This window comes from Stappia indica, from assembly GCF_001696535.1.
Lineage (GTDB): Bacteria > Pseudomonadota > Alphaproteobacteria > Rhizobiales > Stappiaceae > Stappia > Stappia indica.
Genome location: NZ_MBQE01000003.1, coordinates 486,654 through 501,624 on the forward strand (window position 1 = coordinate 486,654; position 14,971 = coordinate 501,624).

Here is a 14,971-nt window from a genome sequence, read left to right on the forward strand (position 1 = left end):
ATATAAATCTCTAGGTGGCTGGCGGCGAGTTGGTGGCAACGGCGTGCAAAGTGTTCTTGTTGCTCTGCCAACCTGTGATCGCCGCGGGTACGCGCCTCCAGATAATCCTACCCGATCACGGCAATGAAGAGTCCTGAGCGGATCTGAAGGGCATCGTTCTCGCGGAAGAGCGAGATCAGAGCACTCGCTCCTTTTATTGGATGAGATGAGAGACTAGGGATATCTACGCAATTGATTTAGCGAAAGTCTGCTATTCTAAGTTCTCTCCCAAAAGCTGCCCATCGGCTTCCGGCCCCAATCCCGTCATTTGCTCACTCTAGAGCTGCGGCCGACTGCTTCTCGTGTGCCGCCACTCGGCGCCAGTGCACCAGCGCACAGGCACCGCCAACGCACTTTTCGCGCAGGCAGAAGATCCAAAAAACATCCGGGGGGAGGGCGTGGAGCGGGTGAAGGGAATCGAACCCTCGTCTGGAGCTTGGGAAGCTCTCGCTCTACCATTGAGCTACACCCGCATCGCGGTCTCTATATCGGCGCGGGGCGGGCGGGCTGTCAAGCGCCTCGCGGGCGACTGTTGACGGCTCTCCCGCGAAATTGCTTTCTCCTTGATTTTGCGGTGCCGATGACCACTTCTCGTGCCGACCGGCGGCCCGCCGGCGCGCCCGCCGCACAAGACGTCCTGGAGAGTGAAGACATGCGTGAACGGCTCAAGGCCCTGGTCCAGTCTCGCCGCTGGGAAGCGGTGATCATCGCGTTGATCGTCGTCAATGCGGTGACGCTCGGCCTGGAGACGAGCCCGAGCGTGATGGCCGCCTTCGGCCCGGCGCTGGTCGCCTTCGACGCGCTGATCCTGGCGATCTTCACCATCGAGATCGCCTTGCGGATCGTGGCGCACGGGCCGGCCTTCTTCCGCGATCCGTGGAACCTCTTCGACTTCGCGGTGGTGGGCGTTGCCCTGATGCCGTCGAGCGGGGCGTTCTCGGTCTTGCGCGCGCTGCGCATCCTGCGCGTGCTGCGGCTGATCTCGGTGGTGCCCTCGCTGCGCCGGGTGGTCGGCGGCCTCGTCGCCGCGCTCCCCGGAATGGGCTCCATCGTGCTGCTGCTGGGCCTCGTCTTCTACGTCTTCGCGGTGATGACGACGAAGCTCTACGGCGCGTCCTTCCCCGAATGGTTCGGCACCATCGCTGCCTCGCTCTACACGCTGTTCCAGATCATGACGCTGGAAAGCTGGTCGATGGGCATCGTGCGGCCGGTGATGGAGGTCTACCCGCTCTCCTGGCTGCTGTTCGTGCCCTTCATCCTGTGCACCGCCTTCACCGTGCTGAACCTTTTCATCGGTGTCATCGTCTCGGCCATGCAGCAGGAGCACGAGAGCACGGCCGAGGCCGACCGCCAGGCGATCCACGACGAGACCGGCCTGGTGCTGGCCGAGGTGCGGGCGCTGCGCGAGGAAGTGCGCGAGCTGCGCGGGCGCCTCGCGGAGCGCTGAGCGGGCGGCTTACGGCGCCGCGTCGGGCGTTTCCGGCTTCGCCAGCAGCTCGTAGACGGCGATTTCCGCCGCCCGGCCCTTGGCCCGCGCGCTGCCGAGCGGGCGGAAGACGAAGGCCTCGTCGCCGGCTGCCCGGCGCACGGCCTCGCTGGTCAGGACGGTGGTGCCGAATTCCTTGTTCATGCCCTCCAGCCGCGAGGCGACATTGATCGTGTCGCCGATGGCGGTGTACTGGCGCCGGGTCGAGGCGCCGACGCTGCCGACGACGGCAATGCCGGTATGCAGCCCGAAGCGGGTGGCAAGCTCCGGCCGCCCGGCGGCGCGGTAGCGCGCGTTGAGGGCATCGACCGCGGCAACAAGCGCCAGCGTGCAGCGGCAGGCATCCGCCACGTGGTCCGGGTTGCTCTCCGGCGCGTTCCACATGGCGCAGACGGAATCCCCCAGATACTGGACGATGACGCCGTCATGCGCCTCGACGATGCGGTTGAGCAGCTCGAAATAGTCGGAGAGCAGGGCGACCACCTCTTCCGGCGCGTTTTGCTCCGACAGGCTGGTGAAGTCGCGGATGTCGGTGAACAGGACGGTGACGTCGCGCCGCTCGGCCGAGGCCGGGTCCTGCCGCCCGGCGGCGACGACCTTGCGCACCAGCTCGCGCGGGACATAGAGCGCGAAGCTGGCGATGGCGGTGCGGGCGGTGGCCAGCGCGTCGGCCAGCGTGTTGATCTCGGCAACCAGCGAGGAGACGAGGGGGCGGGTCTCGAGGTCGAGATCGCCGATGCGGGCGGCATCGTCCGCAAGCTGCGTCAGCGAGCGGCTGACGAGACGCGCGACGAGCAGCGCCGCCAGCACACCCATGACGATGAGGCTGAAGGACACGGCAAGCGCCCGGGCGACCAGCAGGCGGCTTTCGGCGGTGAAGTCCGACAGGGGCGCTGCGACGGCGACCATGGTGCCGGCAAGCTCCGCCGCCCCGCGCACCGGCTCCAGCGCCAGCAGGTAGGTGTCGCCGTCCGCCTCGATCCGGTGGAGGCCGGAGACGGCGCCTTCGCCCAGCAGCGGGCGCAGCAGGGGCAGCAGCGGATCGTCGACGGTGACGGCGGTGTGGCGCGCGCGCGCCGAAAGCTGCGGCAGGAGGGCTGCCATCATCGCCGGGTCGGAATGGACGATCAGCCGGCGGTCGTCGTCGAAGACGTAGCCGGTCGCCCGGGGCGAGACGGCCTCGCGCGACAGCAGGTCGCTCAGGGTCGCCAGCAGCACATCGGCACCGACGACGGCGCCCGGTTCGTCCGGCGCCTCGACGGCGATGGTGAGGCCGAGCTCGCCGGTGGTCGCCATCGTGTAGGGGCCGACGGTGACCGGCCGGCCGTCGGCGGCAACGGCTGCCCGGTACCAGGGGCGGCGGCGCGGGTCGAAGCGGGTGGGGCCGTCGTCGCGGCGCGACAGGACCGTGCCGTTGGCCTCGATGAAACGCCAGACCGAGCGGCGCGTGCCGTCCTGCGCGGGCTGGATGGTGCGCACCGCGTGGTCGGTGCCCGGCGGAGCGGACAGCGCCTCGCGCCAGGCGGGCGTGTCGCCGACGCCATGCAGGAAGCTGCTGTCGGCGCGCCCGACGAAGAGCCCGTCGATATGGGCCGAACTGCCGAGGGCCCGGTCGAGAAACAGGGCCTTGCCGTCCATGTCGCCGGTCGGATCGTCCAGCAGCGTGTCGGCGGCAGCCGCCAGCATCACCGCCGTCAGCCCGTCGTTGAACACCGCCTCGTACTGGGCGGCAACGCGCTGGCCGAGCAGGCTCATGCGCTGGCTGGCGGCGGAGGTCGACAGGCGGGTGCCCTGGTCGTGGGCGAGCCAGGTGAGCGGCAGCGAGATGCCGAGCAGCAGGGCGACGATCACGGTGCTGAGATGGACGCGCAGCGGCCGCACCCAGCCGAGCCGCGGCGTTACGCGCGCCGGATGCTCCGGCCCTGTCCCATCCTGATCGGGCTCCCGATCAGGTTGCCGATTTCGGGCTTCCCGTTCTCCCGTCACGCCGCGCTTGTCCCCCGCCCGTCTGTCGCTCGCCCGGAATCACCGGCGGCGCCTTGCGCGCGATGCTAGCACGGCGACCACAGGGGGAGGGGCGGCGTTTGACGGGGACGGATCAGCGGAAATGCTTCGACAGCTTGAGGCCCTGGCCCTGGTAGTTGGAGCCGATGCCCTCGCCGTAGAGCGTCGTCGGGCGGGCGAGCATGTGCTCGTAGACCAGCCGGCCGACCGTCTGGCCGTGCTCGACGATGAACGGCACCTCGTGCGAGCGGACCTCCAGCACGGCGCGCGAGCCGCCGCCGCCGATCTCCGAATGGCCGAAGCCGGGATCGAAGAAGCCCGCGTAATGGACGCGGAACTCGCCGACCAGCGGGTCGAAGGGCACCATCTCGGCGGCGAAGAGCGGCGGCACGTGCACCGCCTCGCGCGAGACGAGGATGTAGAACTCGTTGGGATCGAGGATCATGTCGCGGCCGCCGCGATTGATGATCGGCTCCCAGAAGTCGAGCGGGTCCTGTCCGGCGCGCAGGTCCATGTCGATGACGCCGGTATGGCGCTTGCCGCGATAGCCGATCAGGCTGCCTTCGCCCGCGCCTTCCAGGTCGATGGTCAGATGCACGCCGCCGCCGATGGTCGCCTCGCCGCCCGAAACCAGCCCGTGGCTGGCATGGACCAGCGACAGGGCGGCATCGTCCAGCGTCGGCTGGCCGCGGCGGAAGCGGATCTGCGACAGGCGCGAGCCCTCGCGCACCAGCACCGGGAAGGTACGCGGGCTGATCTCCGCATAGAGCGGGCCACGATAGCCGGCCGGCACGGTGTCGAAGGCGCGGCCCTCGTCGGTGATCACCCGGGTGAACACGTCGAGGCGGCCGGTCGAGCTCTTCGGATTGGTGGTCGCGGCGACATCCTGCGGCAGTGCCAGCGTTTCCATCAGGGGCACGATGTAGACGCAGCCCGTCTCCAGCACCGCACCGCGCGTCAGATCGAAGGCATGCAGCTTCAGCCGGTCGAGCTTTTCCATCACCCTGGCGCCGGCGCCCGGCAGGAAGCTGGCGCGCACCCGGTAGGCGAGCGGCCCGAGCCGCAAATCGAGGCTCGCCGGCTGGATCTGGTCGTCGTCCGGACGGCGCGGCGCACCGATCTCGCCGCGCTCGAACATCTCGGCGACGGCCTGCGCCGGCAGAATGCCGTGGTCGGCTGCGGTCATTCTCGGGTTCCTCGTTTGCCTGTTTCGCCGTGATTAACAAAGCCCGCCCGGATTGGCCAACGGGATTTGCGCTGCCGGCGCCGTGCGCGGTGGATGCGCGCCCTGGCCGCAGGCGTCCGGGATGGCGCGTATTGACGTAATTTTAGAATATACTAATATTTGAACACATCAAGTTCCCAGGAGGTTTTTGCCATGACCCTCGACCGTGCCGTTCTCGCCTTTGCCGGTGCCATGACGCTTCTTTCGGTGGTGCTGACGCTCACCGTGTCGCCGCTGTTCGTCTGGTTCACCGTCTTCATCGGCCTCAACATGCTGCAGGCCGCCTTTACCGGCTTCTGCCCGGCGGCGATGATCTTCCGCCGTCTCGGCATCGCGCCGGGAACGGCGTTCTGACGGAGGGCATGATGATCCTGCGTGCCGCAGTGCTGGCGGTGTCGGCCCTGGCGTTTGCCGGGCAGGCCCTGTCGGCGGAGACCTGGAGCGTGGCCCCGCGCACGGTGACCGAGTGGAAGGCCGTGTTCGGCGAGGTGCAGTCGCGGGACGAGGTCCCCGCCCGCGCCCGCATCGGCGGCACCATCGCGGAACTGGCGGTGGAGGAGGGCGATACGGTGCGCGCCGGCGAACGCATCGCCAGCGTGACCGACGAGAAGATCGCCTTCCAGGTGGCGGCCATCGACGCGCGGCTGGGCGCCCTGCAGAGCCAGCTGGAAAACGCCGAGGCCGAGCTGTCGCGCGCGCAGACCCTGGTCGAGCGCGGCGTCGTCACCCGCCAGCGGCTGGAGCAGCTGGCCACCTCCGTCGATGTCACCCGCAACCAGATCGCCGCCGCCCGCGCCGAGCGCTCCGTCGTGGAGCGTCAGGGCGAGGAAGGCGAGGTGCTGGCCCCGGCCGACGGGCGCGTGCTCACCGTTCCGGTGACGCGCGGCGCGGTGATCATGGCCGGCGAAACCGTCGCGGTGCTGGGCAGCGGCGGCACCTTCCTGCGCCTTGCCATCCCCGAGCGCCACGCGGAAACCCTCAAGGACGGGGCGGCCATCGAGATCGGCGCCGATGGTGCGACGACGACCGGCCGGCTCGCCAAGGTCTATCCGCAGATCCGGGGCGGTCGGGTGATCGCCGATGTCGAGGTCGAGCGGCTCGACACGCAATTCGTCAATGCCCGCGTGCTCGTGCGCGTGCCGGTCGGCGAGCGGCAGGCGATCCTCGTGCCCCCTGCCGCCGTGACCACCCGCGCCGGCCTCGACTTCGTGACGCTGGCGGGCAGCGCCGGGCCGGTGGAGCGCACCGTGCTGACCGGCGGCACCGTCCGCCTCGACGACGAGACCTATGTTGAAGTCCTGTCCGGCCTTGCTGCCGGCGACGAGGTTCTCCTGCCATGACCACGCCTTCCGGTGGCGGGCTCGGCATTGCCGGCGGGCTCACCCGCGCGTTCATCGCCTCGCCCCTGACGCCGCTGTTCCTGCTCGCCTCGCTGGCGCTCGGGCTGATCGCCCTCGTCAGCCTGCCGCGCGAGGAAGAGCCGCAGATCTCCGTGCCGATGGTCGACATCCATGTCGAGGCGAGCGGCTTGCGCGCCGCCGACGCGGTGAAGCTCGTCACCGAGCCGCTGGAGACCATCGTCAAGGGCATCGACGGGGTCGAACACGTCTATTCGCAGACCCGCGACGACGGCGTGCTGGTGACCGCGCGCTTCCTGGTCGGCACCTCGTCGGATGCGGCGGTGCTGCGCGTCCATGACAAGATCCGCGCCAACATGGACCGCATCCCGGTCGGCATTCCCGAGCCGCTGGTGGTCGGACGCGGCATCGACGATGTCGCCATCGTCTCGCTGACGCTCACGCCGGCGCAAGGGACGGGAGACACGATCACTCCGGCCGCGCTGACGCGCATTGCCCGCGAGCTGCAGGTGGAGGTGTCGAAGGTCGACAATGTCGGGCTGACCTACCTGGTCGGCGCGGTCGGCGAGGAACTGCGCATCAGCCCCGATCCCGAGAAGCTGGCGCTGAACGGCGTCACGCTGCACCAGCTTGCCGGCAAGGTCGGCGGCGCCAACCGCGCGTTCCCCAGCGGGCAGGTGCGCGCGCTGCAGGACGGCACGGCACGCGAGGTGACGCTGGTCGCCGGCGAGACCCTGTCCAGCCCGCAGGAGATCGGCAATCTGGTGCTGACCACCCGCGACGGCCGCCCGGTCTATGTGCGCGACGTCGCCGACATCGCCTTCATTTCCGAAAGCGACGCGATCTCGTCGATGCACCAGGGCGGAGAAGCGAGCCGCGTGCCGGCGGTGACGCTGGCGGTCGCCAAGCGCGCCGGGGCCAATGCGGTCACCGTCGCCGAGGCGGTGCTGGCCCGCGTCGAGGCGCTGGAGGGCACGCTGGTTCCTTCGTCCATGCAGGTGACGGTGACGCGCGACTACGGCGAGACGGCGAACGAGAAGGCCAACGAGCTGCTGTTCCATCTGGGGCTGGCGACGCTCTCGATCATCGCGCTGGTGATGGCGGCGATCGGCCGGCGCGAGGCGCTGGTCGTTGCCGTGGTGATCCCGGTGACGATCCTGCTGACGCTCTTCGCCGCCTGGGTGATGGGCTACACGCTGAACCGGGTGTCGCTGTTCGCGCTGATCTTCTCCATCGGCATTCTCGTCGACGACGCCATCGTGGTGATCGAGAACATCGCCCGCCACTGGGGGATGGGCGACGGGCGCGACCGCCGGACCGCCGCCATCGAGGCGGTGGCCGAGGTCGGCAACCCGACCATCGTCGCCACGCTGACCGTCGTCACCGCCCTGCTGCCGATGCTGTTCGTCTCCGGCATGATGGGCCCCTACATGAGCCCGATCCCGGCCAATGCCTCGGCGGCGATGATCTTCTCCTTCTTCGTCGCGGTGACGGTGACGCCCTGGCTGATGCTGAAAGTCGCCGGCAAGGCGCCGGTGCATGGTGGGCACGGGGGCGGGCCCGAGACAGGCCAAGATACTGGCCATGACGCCGATGGCGGCGGCCGGCTCGGGCGCGCCTATCTGGCGGTCGCCCGCCCGCTTCTCGCCTCCAAGGCGCGCAGCTGGGCCTTCCTGCTGATCGTCGGCGCGGCGACCCTCGGCTCCATGGTGCTGTTCGCCACCCGGGATGTGACCGTCAAGCTGCTGCCCTTCGACAACAAGTCCGAGCTCTCCGTCGCCATCGACCTGCCCGAGGGCAGCACGGTGGAGCAGACGGATGCGGTGGCGCAGGCGGTCGCCCGCACCGCGATGGCGCTGCCGGAGGTGGTCTCGGCGACCACCCATGCCGGCACCGCCGCGCCCTTCGACTTCAACGGGCTGGTGCGCCACTCCTATCTGCGCCAACAGGCGCAGCTCGGCGACGTCGCGCTGGTGCTGGCGCCCAGGGGCGAGCGCGAGCGGGCCAGCCACGCGGTGGCGCTCGACCTGCGCCGGCAGCTTGCCGCTCTCGACGTTCCGGCCGGCACGGTGCTGAAGGTGGTGGAGCCGCCCCCGGGCCCGCCGGTTCTGGCGACGCTGCTTGCCGAGATCTACGGGCCGGACGCGCAGACGCGCCGGGCGGTCGCGGCCAGGGTGCGCGAGGCCTTCGCCTCGGTCCCCTTCATCGTCGATGTCGACGACAGTTTCGGCGTGCCGGCCCCGCGCAAGCGGGTGACCGTCTCCACCGACGAGCTCGACTTCTTCCGGGTGCAGGAAAGCGACGTGTTCGACACGCTGGCGATCCTCGGCGGCGGGCGCACGCTCGGCTATTCGCACCGCGGCGAGGGACGGGCGCCGATCCCGATCCGCCTGGAACAGGCGCGCGGCGACAAGGTGCTGGACGAGCGGTTCCTGGCGACGCCGATCCCGGCCGACGCGCTGCCCGGCGGCACCGGCGTGGTGGAACTGGGCGATGTGGTGAAGGTGCGCGACGAACTCTCCTCGCCGCTGATCTTCCGCCACAACGGCCGCTTCGCCGACATGGTGACGGCGGAGCTTGCCGGCGACTTCGAGGCCCCGCTCTACGGCATGCTGGCGGTGCGCGATGCCATCGACGCGATGGACTGGGGCGATCTGCCAAAGCCCGCCCTCCGCCTCAACGGCCAGCCGGAGGACGAGAGCGCGGTGACGCTCTTGTGGGATGGCGAGTGGGAGGTGACCTGGGTGACCTTCCGCGACATGGGCGCGGCCTTCGCCGTCGCGCTGCTCGGCATCTACATCCTGGTCGTGGCGCAGTTCGGCTCGTTCCGCGTGCCCCTGGTGATCCTGACGCCGGTGCCGCTGACCTTCATCGGCATCATCGGCGGCCACTGGCTGTTCGGCGCGCCGTTCTCGGCCACCTCGATGATCGGCTTCATCGCGCTCGCCGGCATCATCGTGCGCAACTCGATCCTGCTGGTCGACTTCATCCGCCATGCGCGCCAGCCCGGCCAGCCCCTGACCGAGGTGCTGCTGGCGGCCGGCGCCGTGCGGTTCAAGCCGATCCTGCTGACCGCGCTGGCGGCGATGATCGGCGCGGCGGTGATCCTGACCGACCCGATCTTCCAGGGCCTGGCGATCTCGCTGCTGTTCGGCCTCGCCTCCTCGACGCTGCTCACCGTGCTGGTGATCCCGGCGATCTACCGGGTGCTGCGCACATGAGGGGTGTGCGTTCTTGCAAGGTTTCGCAAGATCTCGCGGGCGGTGAAACAAGATCCTTGCGCGAGGAACGTTGACGCGGCCTGCCCCGTGGACTATCAGGATCGTCAACTTCCGTGGTGATTTGAGCCGGCCGGCTTGCAGCCACGTTAAACAAGTCGCTAAACAGGCCGGGTTGCAAAGACCCCGGCCCATTCACGGCCGGGGTTTTTGCGTTTGGAGAACGGCATGACGACGAACAGGCACGGCTGGCACCCCGAGACGACGCTGGTGCATAGCGGAACGACACGCTCCCCCTACGGGGAAACCTCCGAGGCGATGTACCTGACGCAGGGCTTCGTCTACGCCACGGCCGAGGCGGCCGAGGCGAGGTTCAACGGCGACGATCCCGGCTTCGTCTATTCGCGCTATGCCAACCCGACCGTCGCGATGTTCGAGAACCGCATCGCCGCGCTGGAAGGCGCGGAAGCCGCCCGCGCCACCGCCAGCGGCATGGCCGCCGTCAACCTGGCGCTGATGGCCTGCTGCAAGGCCGGCGACCACGTGGTCGCCGCCAAGGCGCTGTTCGGCTCGTGCCGCTACATCGTCGAGACCCTGCTGCCGCGCTTCGGCGTCTCCTCGACGCTGGTCGACGGCACCGACCTCGACGCCTGGCGCGCCGCCATCCGCCCGGAGACGGTCGCCTGCTTCCTGGAGAGCCCGACCAACCCGACGCTGGAAGTGATCGACATCGCCGCCGTCGCCGAGATGGCCCATGCGGTCGGCGCCAAGCTGATCGTCGACAATGTCTTCGCGACGCCGATCTGGCAGTCGCCGCTGTCGCTGGGCGCCGACATCGTCGTCTATTCCGCCACCAAGCATATCGACGGCCAGGGCCGCTGCCTGGGCGGCGTGGTGCTGGGCACCGAGGAGTGGATCACCGACGAGGTGATGCCGTTCATGAAGCATACCGGCCCGGCGATGAGCCCGTTCAACGCCTGGGTGATGCTGAAGGGGCTGGAGACGCTGGCCCTGCGCGTGGAGCGCCAGACCCGCACCGCCTCGCGGCTGGCCGATGTGCTGGCCGAGCACCCGGCGGTCGCCCGGCTGATCTATCCCGGCCGCGCCGACCACCCGCAGGCCGAGGTGGCCCGCCGCCAGATGAAGGCGGGCTCGACCATGCTGGCGCTGGAGCTGAAGGGGGGCAAGGAGGCGGCCTTCCGCGCCTCCAACGCGCTCAAGATCGTCAAGATGTCCAACAACCTCGGCGATGCCCGCAGCCTGATCACCCATCCGGCGACGACGACGCACCAGTCGGTCGCGGAAGAGGCGAGGGCGGAGCTCGGCATCAACGACGGGCTGCTGCGCCTGTCGGTCGGCCTGGAGCACGAGGACGACCTGGCGGCCGACCTGCTGACCGCGCTGGACGTGGCCCACAACGCCTAAAGCAGCCGCGACACCATGACGAGACGCGCGGTCGCCGAGACCGCGCAGACCGCCGCGAAGGCCCAGGCGATGGGGGCGAAGGCGGCCGGAAACAGGCAGAAGGCGAGGAAGACGGCGATCGTCTCCGCGCCTTCCGCAAGCCCGCCGAGATAGTAGAGCGACTTGGCCCCTTGCGCGCTGGTCGAGAACCCGCGCTTTTCCGCCATGATCGCGAAGCCGAGAAAACTCGCCCCGTTCATGTAGAAGCTGAACAGCAGCGCGCTGGCCGCCAGCGCGTTGGCGGCCGGGTCGGCGAGCGCGAAGGCGAAGGGGATCGCCCCGTAGAAGAAGAAATCCAGCACGATGTCGAGATAGCCGCCGCGATCCGTGCGGGCGCGGGCGCGCGCCACCGCGCCGTCGAGCCCGTCCGCCAGCCGGTTGGCGAGGATCAGCAGCGCGGCAAGGAGCGGCGCGTGCCAGCAGATCGCGAAGGCCGCGGCGATGCCGCAGGCAAAGCCTGCGAGCGTCACCGCATCGGCGCCCACACCCGCAGCCGCAAGGCGCCGGCCGGCCGCATTCAGCGGCGGATCGATGAGCGGCCTCAAGCGGGCGTCGAACATGGGGCGGGTCCTTCGGCAGGCGGAAAAGCCTCGATCCAAGGCAATGCCGCGGACGGCGCGCGGGCGCAAGCGGCAGGGCGGTAAAATCGCCGTCACGGTTCGGCGATCCGCCCCCCCGCGCAAGGGGCTGGAAAACCGGGAGAACCGGATTAGATTGCGGGACCATCGGCACGCGCCGGCAGGCGGCCGGACTGGCGGCCGGACTGGCGGCAGGACGGGCCGCGACGACAGACAAGGCGGAAGGACAGGCATGTACCGGGCGGTGACGCGCGATATCCAGGTGACGGTGGAGCCGCACTATCTCGCCGACGAATCCAACCCGGACGACAGCCGCTTCGTGTGGGCCTACTCGGTCGACATCGTCAATCTGGGGCTCGACACGGTGCGCCTGCGCGCCCGCCACTGGCGCATCGTCGATGCGCTGGGCCGGCTGGAGGAGGTGCGGGGCCTTGGCGTCGTCGGCGAGCAGCCGGTGCTCGCGCCCGGCGAGCGGTTCGAATACACCTCCGGCTGCCCGTTGCGCACCAGCTCCGGCATGATGGAGGGCAGCTACCAGATGGAGACCGTCGACGGCGAACGCTTCGACGTGACGATCCCGGCCTTCTCGCTCGACATTCCCGGCACGGCGCGCAGCATCAACTGACCGCGGCGCCTGCGCAAGGCCGGCGCCGAACGCAGGTCTGCCCTGCCGTTCCCGCCCTTGAACGGAACGGGAGGCAGGTTATATCAGGGCCCTGAGGACGACCTCACCCGGCAGCGCTTCGCGCCAATGCCGGGCTAGATCGGCCGGGACGACCCGGTTTGCAAAACCGGGAGCTTCCCATGCGTTCGACCCTCGACCGTATCCGCCACGCCCTTGCCTTCGAGATCATCGGCCTTGCCATCATCACGCCGCTCGGCGCGCTGCTGTTCGGCCTGGCGCTGGCCGACATGGGCGTGATCGGCGTTGCCGCCGCCACGCTCGCGACGGTGTGGACCTATATCTACAATCTCGGCTTCGACCACGCGATGATGGCGCTGCGCGGCGACACGGCGAAGACCCTGCGCCTGCGCATCGTCCACGCGCTGCTGTTCGAACTCGGCCTGCTGGTGATCCTGGTGCCGCCGATCGCCTGGTATCTCGACATCGGCCTCATCGAGGCGCTGGTGATGGATGCGGCGCTGGCGCTGTTCTACGTGGTCTACGCCTTCGTCTTCAACCTGGCCTACGACACGGTGTTTCCGGTGCCGCGCCCGGCCTTGCAGGACGGATAGGGCAAGATCCACAGGTCAGGTGCTGAGATCTCTTCGCGGCGACAGGCAGACAGCCTGTCGCCGTTTGCCGTTGAAGCGGCAACGACGGCCCCATCTTGTAAACGTCGTATAAATAGTACGAAGGTTATGTTCGATCTCTTCGACAGGCGAATCGTGAATCGTCTGTTAATATGTGTTTACCCTTCGGGGTTTTTCTGGGGAGGACCTGCAATGTCGAACGAGGCAGGGGCCGGTTGAGGGGAACGGGGATGCGCAACACGGTGAGAGATCCCGGCGCCCTGGCGCCGTCGCCGTCGCAGCTGCACCTGCATGCCTACCGTTCGTCGTTCGATACTGCCTCCGTCCGCATCCTGTTCTTCGACCGCAACCTCGTCGTGCGCGACGTCAACGCCGCCCTGCTGGAGACCGAAGAGCTCGACAGGGCCGGCTTCGTCGGTCGCCACCTGTCCGATGTCATGGGCAAGGCCGTCTACGAGCGCCGGATGCCGCAGATCGAGGCGGCGCTGGCGGGCGAAGCGCAGGTCTCCGTGGAATGGGGTCTTCGCCGCGCGACCCGGGGCCAGCTGCTGCGCATCCGCCACGAGCCGGTGCGTGACGAGACCGGCGATGTGGTCGGCGTGCTGTTGTCTATGGAAGACCGCACCGACCTGCACGAGCTGGAACAGCGCGTGTCGATGCAGGACGAGGTCATCCGCCAGACCTCCGACGCGCTGGCCGTGGTCGACCGCGGCTTCAGCTTCCTGTGGGCCAATCCCGCCTATGCGATGATCTGGAACCGCCTGCCCGAGGAAGTCGTGGGCGTGCCGGTGCCCGATGTCATCGGCATGGACGGGTTCGAGGAGCGTGTGCTGCCGCACCTGACCCGCTGCTTTGCCGGCGAGGTGGTGCAATACGACCTCGTCAGGCCGCGCGCCGACGGCGAGGACACGCATTATTCCGTCCGCCTGGAGCCGCTGAAGGGCGAGGACGACACGCTGATCGGCGCCATCGTCAACATGCGCGACGTCACCGAGACGGCGCAGCTCGACCGCCGCATGCGCCGCCAGGCGCTGCTGGACACGCTGACGGAACTGGCCAACCGCCACGCGCTGGAAAGCGAACTCGGCCGTCGCATCGAGCTGTGCTCCGGCGAGGGCGGCTGCAATGCAGGCTGCCGCACGGCGCTGTTGCTGGTCGATCTCGACGACTTCAAGGTGGTCAACGACCTGGCCGGCCACACCGCGGGCGATGCCTTGCTGCGCCAGGTGGCGAGCCTGCTGAGGAGCCTCGACCCGGATGCCTTCGTCGCGCGACTGGGCGGCGACGAATTCGCGCTGGTCGTCGATGTCGCCGACGAGGCGGTAGCCGTATCGCTGGGCGAGCGGGTGGTCCACTCGATCGAGGCGGTCGGTTTCTCCTGGAACGGCGAGCTGTTTTCCATCGGCGCCAGCGTCGGCATCGCGCTGCTCGACCGGGAGGCCTTCGCCGCCTCCACGCCGGCGGTGCAGGACGTGCTGAACTGGGCGGACCGGGCCTGCCTGGTCGCCAAGGAAAAGGGCGGCGCGCGCCTGTCGGTGTTCCACCCAGACGACAACGAGATGCGGGCGCGCTTCGAGGAAATCGGCAATTTCCAGGTGGTGCAGAACGCGCTGCAGCACGACCGGTTCGAGCTGTTCCTGATGCCGGTCGCCCCGGTCGACGATACCAGCCGGCCCTGGCACGAGGTGCTGCTGCGGGTGCTGTCGGAAGACGGGCGGCCGCTGCCGCCAGCCGGTTTCATCACCGCCGCCGAGCGCCACGGGCTGATGAGCCGGGTCGACCGCTGGGTGGTGGAGACGGTGCTGCAGCGCCTGCCGCAGCTTCCGGCCGATGCGCATCTGTCGATCAACCTGTCCGGCCAGTCGATCGGCGATCCGATCTTCTGCGACTTCCTTCTGTCGGCGCTGGATGCGGCGGCCGTCGCTCCCGGCCGTCTCGCCTTCGAGATCACCGAGACCTCGGCCGTGCGCTCGATGGAGACGGCGCTCGACCTGATCGCCGGCCTGAAGGCGCGCGGCGTCGACGTGGTGCTCGACGATTTCGGCTCCGGCCTGTCGTCCTTCGGCTACCTGCGCCGCTTCGATGTCGACATGCTGAAGATCGACGGAAACATCATCGGCAATGTGCGCGAGGACAAGGTGCAGCAGACCATCGTGGCCGGCATCGTCGCCGTGGCCGAGGTGATGCAGGTGCGTGTCGTAGCGGAATATGTGGAGGATCGCGAGACGATGGAGGTCTTGCGCGATCTCGGCGTCAGTCTCGTCCAGGGTTTTTATATCGGGCGGCCTGTTTCCTGGACGGATGTTTTTGAGTGAACGAGGTCGGTTACTCCCCTAACTGTAATA

General features: G+C 68.9%; 11 protein-coding genes, 1 tRNA gene and 1 riboswitch. Of the genes, 8 read left to right on the forward strand and 4 right to left on the reverse strand.

All coding sequences use genetic code 11. From position 1 onward, the window contains the following. Window positions 1-438 precede the first annotated feature (438 nt). Window positions 439-512: transfer RNA gene (locus BBX35_RS13555), tRNA-Gly, on the reverse strand. A gap of 179 nt (window positions 513-691) precedes the next feature. Between BBX35_RS13555 and BBX35_RS13560 the strand changes: the two genes are divergently transcribed. Continuing rightward, a complete protein-coding gene (locus BBX35_RS13560) occupies window positions 692-1,486 on the forward strand; it encodes an ion transporter (protein WP_067220977.1) in 795 nt (264 codons plus the stop codon). Window positions 1,487-1,495: 9 nt separating this feature from the next. On the opposite strand, the gene BBX35_RS13565 is transcribed toward BBX35_RS13560, so the two are convergent. Together BBX35_RS13565 and BBX35_RS13570 are read right to left on the reverse strand one after the other, a co-directional pair. Further along, window positions 1,496-3,406 carry an adenylate/guanylate cyclase domain-containing protein gene (locus BBX35_RS13565; RefSeq protein WP_067220980.1) on the reverse strand — a complete coding sequence of 637 codons (1,911 nt, stop codon included), beginning with the start codon at window positions 3,404-3,406 and terminating at the stop codon, window positions 1,496-1,498. A gap of 217 nt (window positions 3,407-3,623) precedes the next feature. Next, window positions 3,624-4,715, reverse strand: coding sequence for a 2'-deoxycytidine 5'-triphosphate deaminase (locus BBX35_RS13570; RefSeq protein ID WP_067220982.1), 1,092 nt, complete (start codon window positions 4,713-4,715; stop codon window positions 3,624-3,626). 192 nt (window positions 4,716-4,907) lie between these two features. Here BBX35_RS13570 and BBX35_RS13575 point away from each other — a divergent pair, with 192 nt between their 5' ends. From BBX35_RS13575 to BBX35_RS13590, 4 genes are all read left to right on the forward strand, one after another. Beyond that, a complete protein-coding gene (locus tag BBX35_RS13575; RefSeq protein ID WP_067220985.1) occupies window positions 4,908-5,108 on the forward strand; it encodes a YgaP family membrane protein in 201 nt (66 codons plus the stop codon). Window positions 5,109-5,119: 11 nt separating this feature from the next. Then, entirely contained in the window at window positions 5,120-6,094 is a 975-nt protein-coding gene (locus BBX35_RS13580) for an efflux RND transporter periplasmic adaptor subunit (protein WP_067221591.1), read from the forward strand. Continuing rightward, a complete protein-coding gene (locus BBX35_RS13585; RefSeq protein ID WP_067220987.1) occupies window positions 6,091-9,333 on the forward strand; it encodes an efflux RND transporter permease subunit in 3,243 nt (1,080 codons plus the stop codon). Before BBX35_RS13580 ends, BBX35_RS13585 begins: the two co-directional genes overlap by 4 nt. A gap of 103 nt (window positions 9,334-9,436) precedes the next feature. Next, window positions 9,437-9,516: riboswitch (SAM riboswitch) on the forward strand. 42 nt (window positions 9,517-9,558) lie between these two features. After that, window positions 9,559-10,755 carry an O-succinylhomoserine sulfhydrylase gene (locus BBX35_RS13590; RefSeq protein ID WP_067221592.1) on the forward strand — a complete coding sequence of 399 codons (1,197 nt, stop codon included), beginning with the start codon at window positions 9,559-9,561 and terminating at the stop codon, window positions 10,753-10,755. Here the strand turns inward: BBX35_RS13590 and BBX35_RS13595 are convergent. After that, window positions 10,752-11,354, reverse strand: coding sequence for a CDP-alcohol phosphatidyltransferase family protein (locus BBX35_RS13595; RefSeq protein WP_067220990.1), 603 nt, complete (start codon window positions 11,352-11,354; stop codon window positions 10,752-10,754). The two genes, BBX35_RS13590 and BBX35_RS13595, sit on opposite strands and share 4 nt — an antisense overlap. Window positions 11,355-11,604: 250 nt before the next feature. Here BBX35_RS13595 and apaG point away from each other — a divergent pair, with 250 nt between their 5' ends. The 3 genes from apaG (at window position 11,605) to BBX35_RS13610 (ending at window position 14,941) form a co-directional block, all read left to right on the forward strand. After that, complete coding sequence (apaG, locus tag BBX35_RS13600; protein WP_067220993.1) at window positions 11,605-11,997, forward strand: Co2+/Mg2+ efflux protein ApaG; 393 nt, start codon at window positions 11,605-11,607, stop codon at window positions 11,995-11,997. 179 nt (window positions 11,998-12,176) lie between these two features. Continuing rightward, window positions 12,177-12,608 (forward strand): PACE efflux transporter, encoded by a 432-nt coding sequence (locus BBX35_RS13605; RefSeq protein WP_067220996.1) that lies wholly within the window; start codon window positions 12,177-12,179, stop codon window positions 12,606-12,608. A 248-nt stretch (window positions 12,609-12,856) separates the two neighbouring features. Then, window positions 12,857-14,941, forward strand: coding sequence for a putative bifunctional diguanylate cyclase/phosphodiesterase (locus tag BBX35_RS13610; protein ID WP_067221008.1), 2,085 nt, complete (start codon window positions 12,857-12,859; stop codon window positions 14,939-14,941). Window positions 14,942-14,971 lie beyond the last annotated feature (30 nt).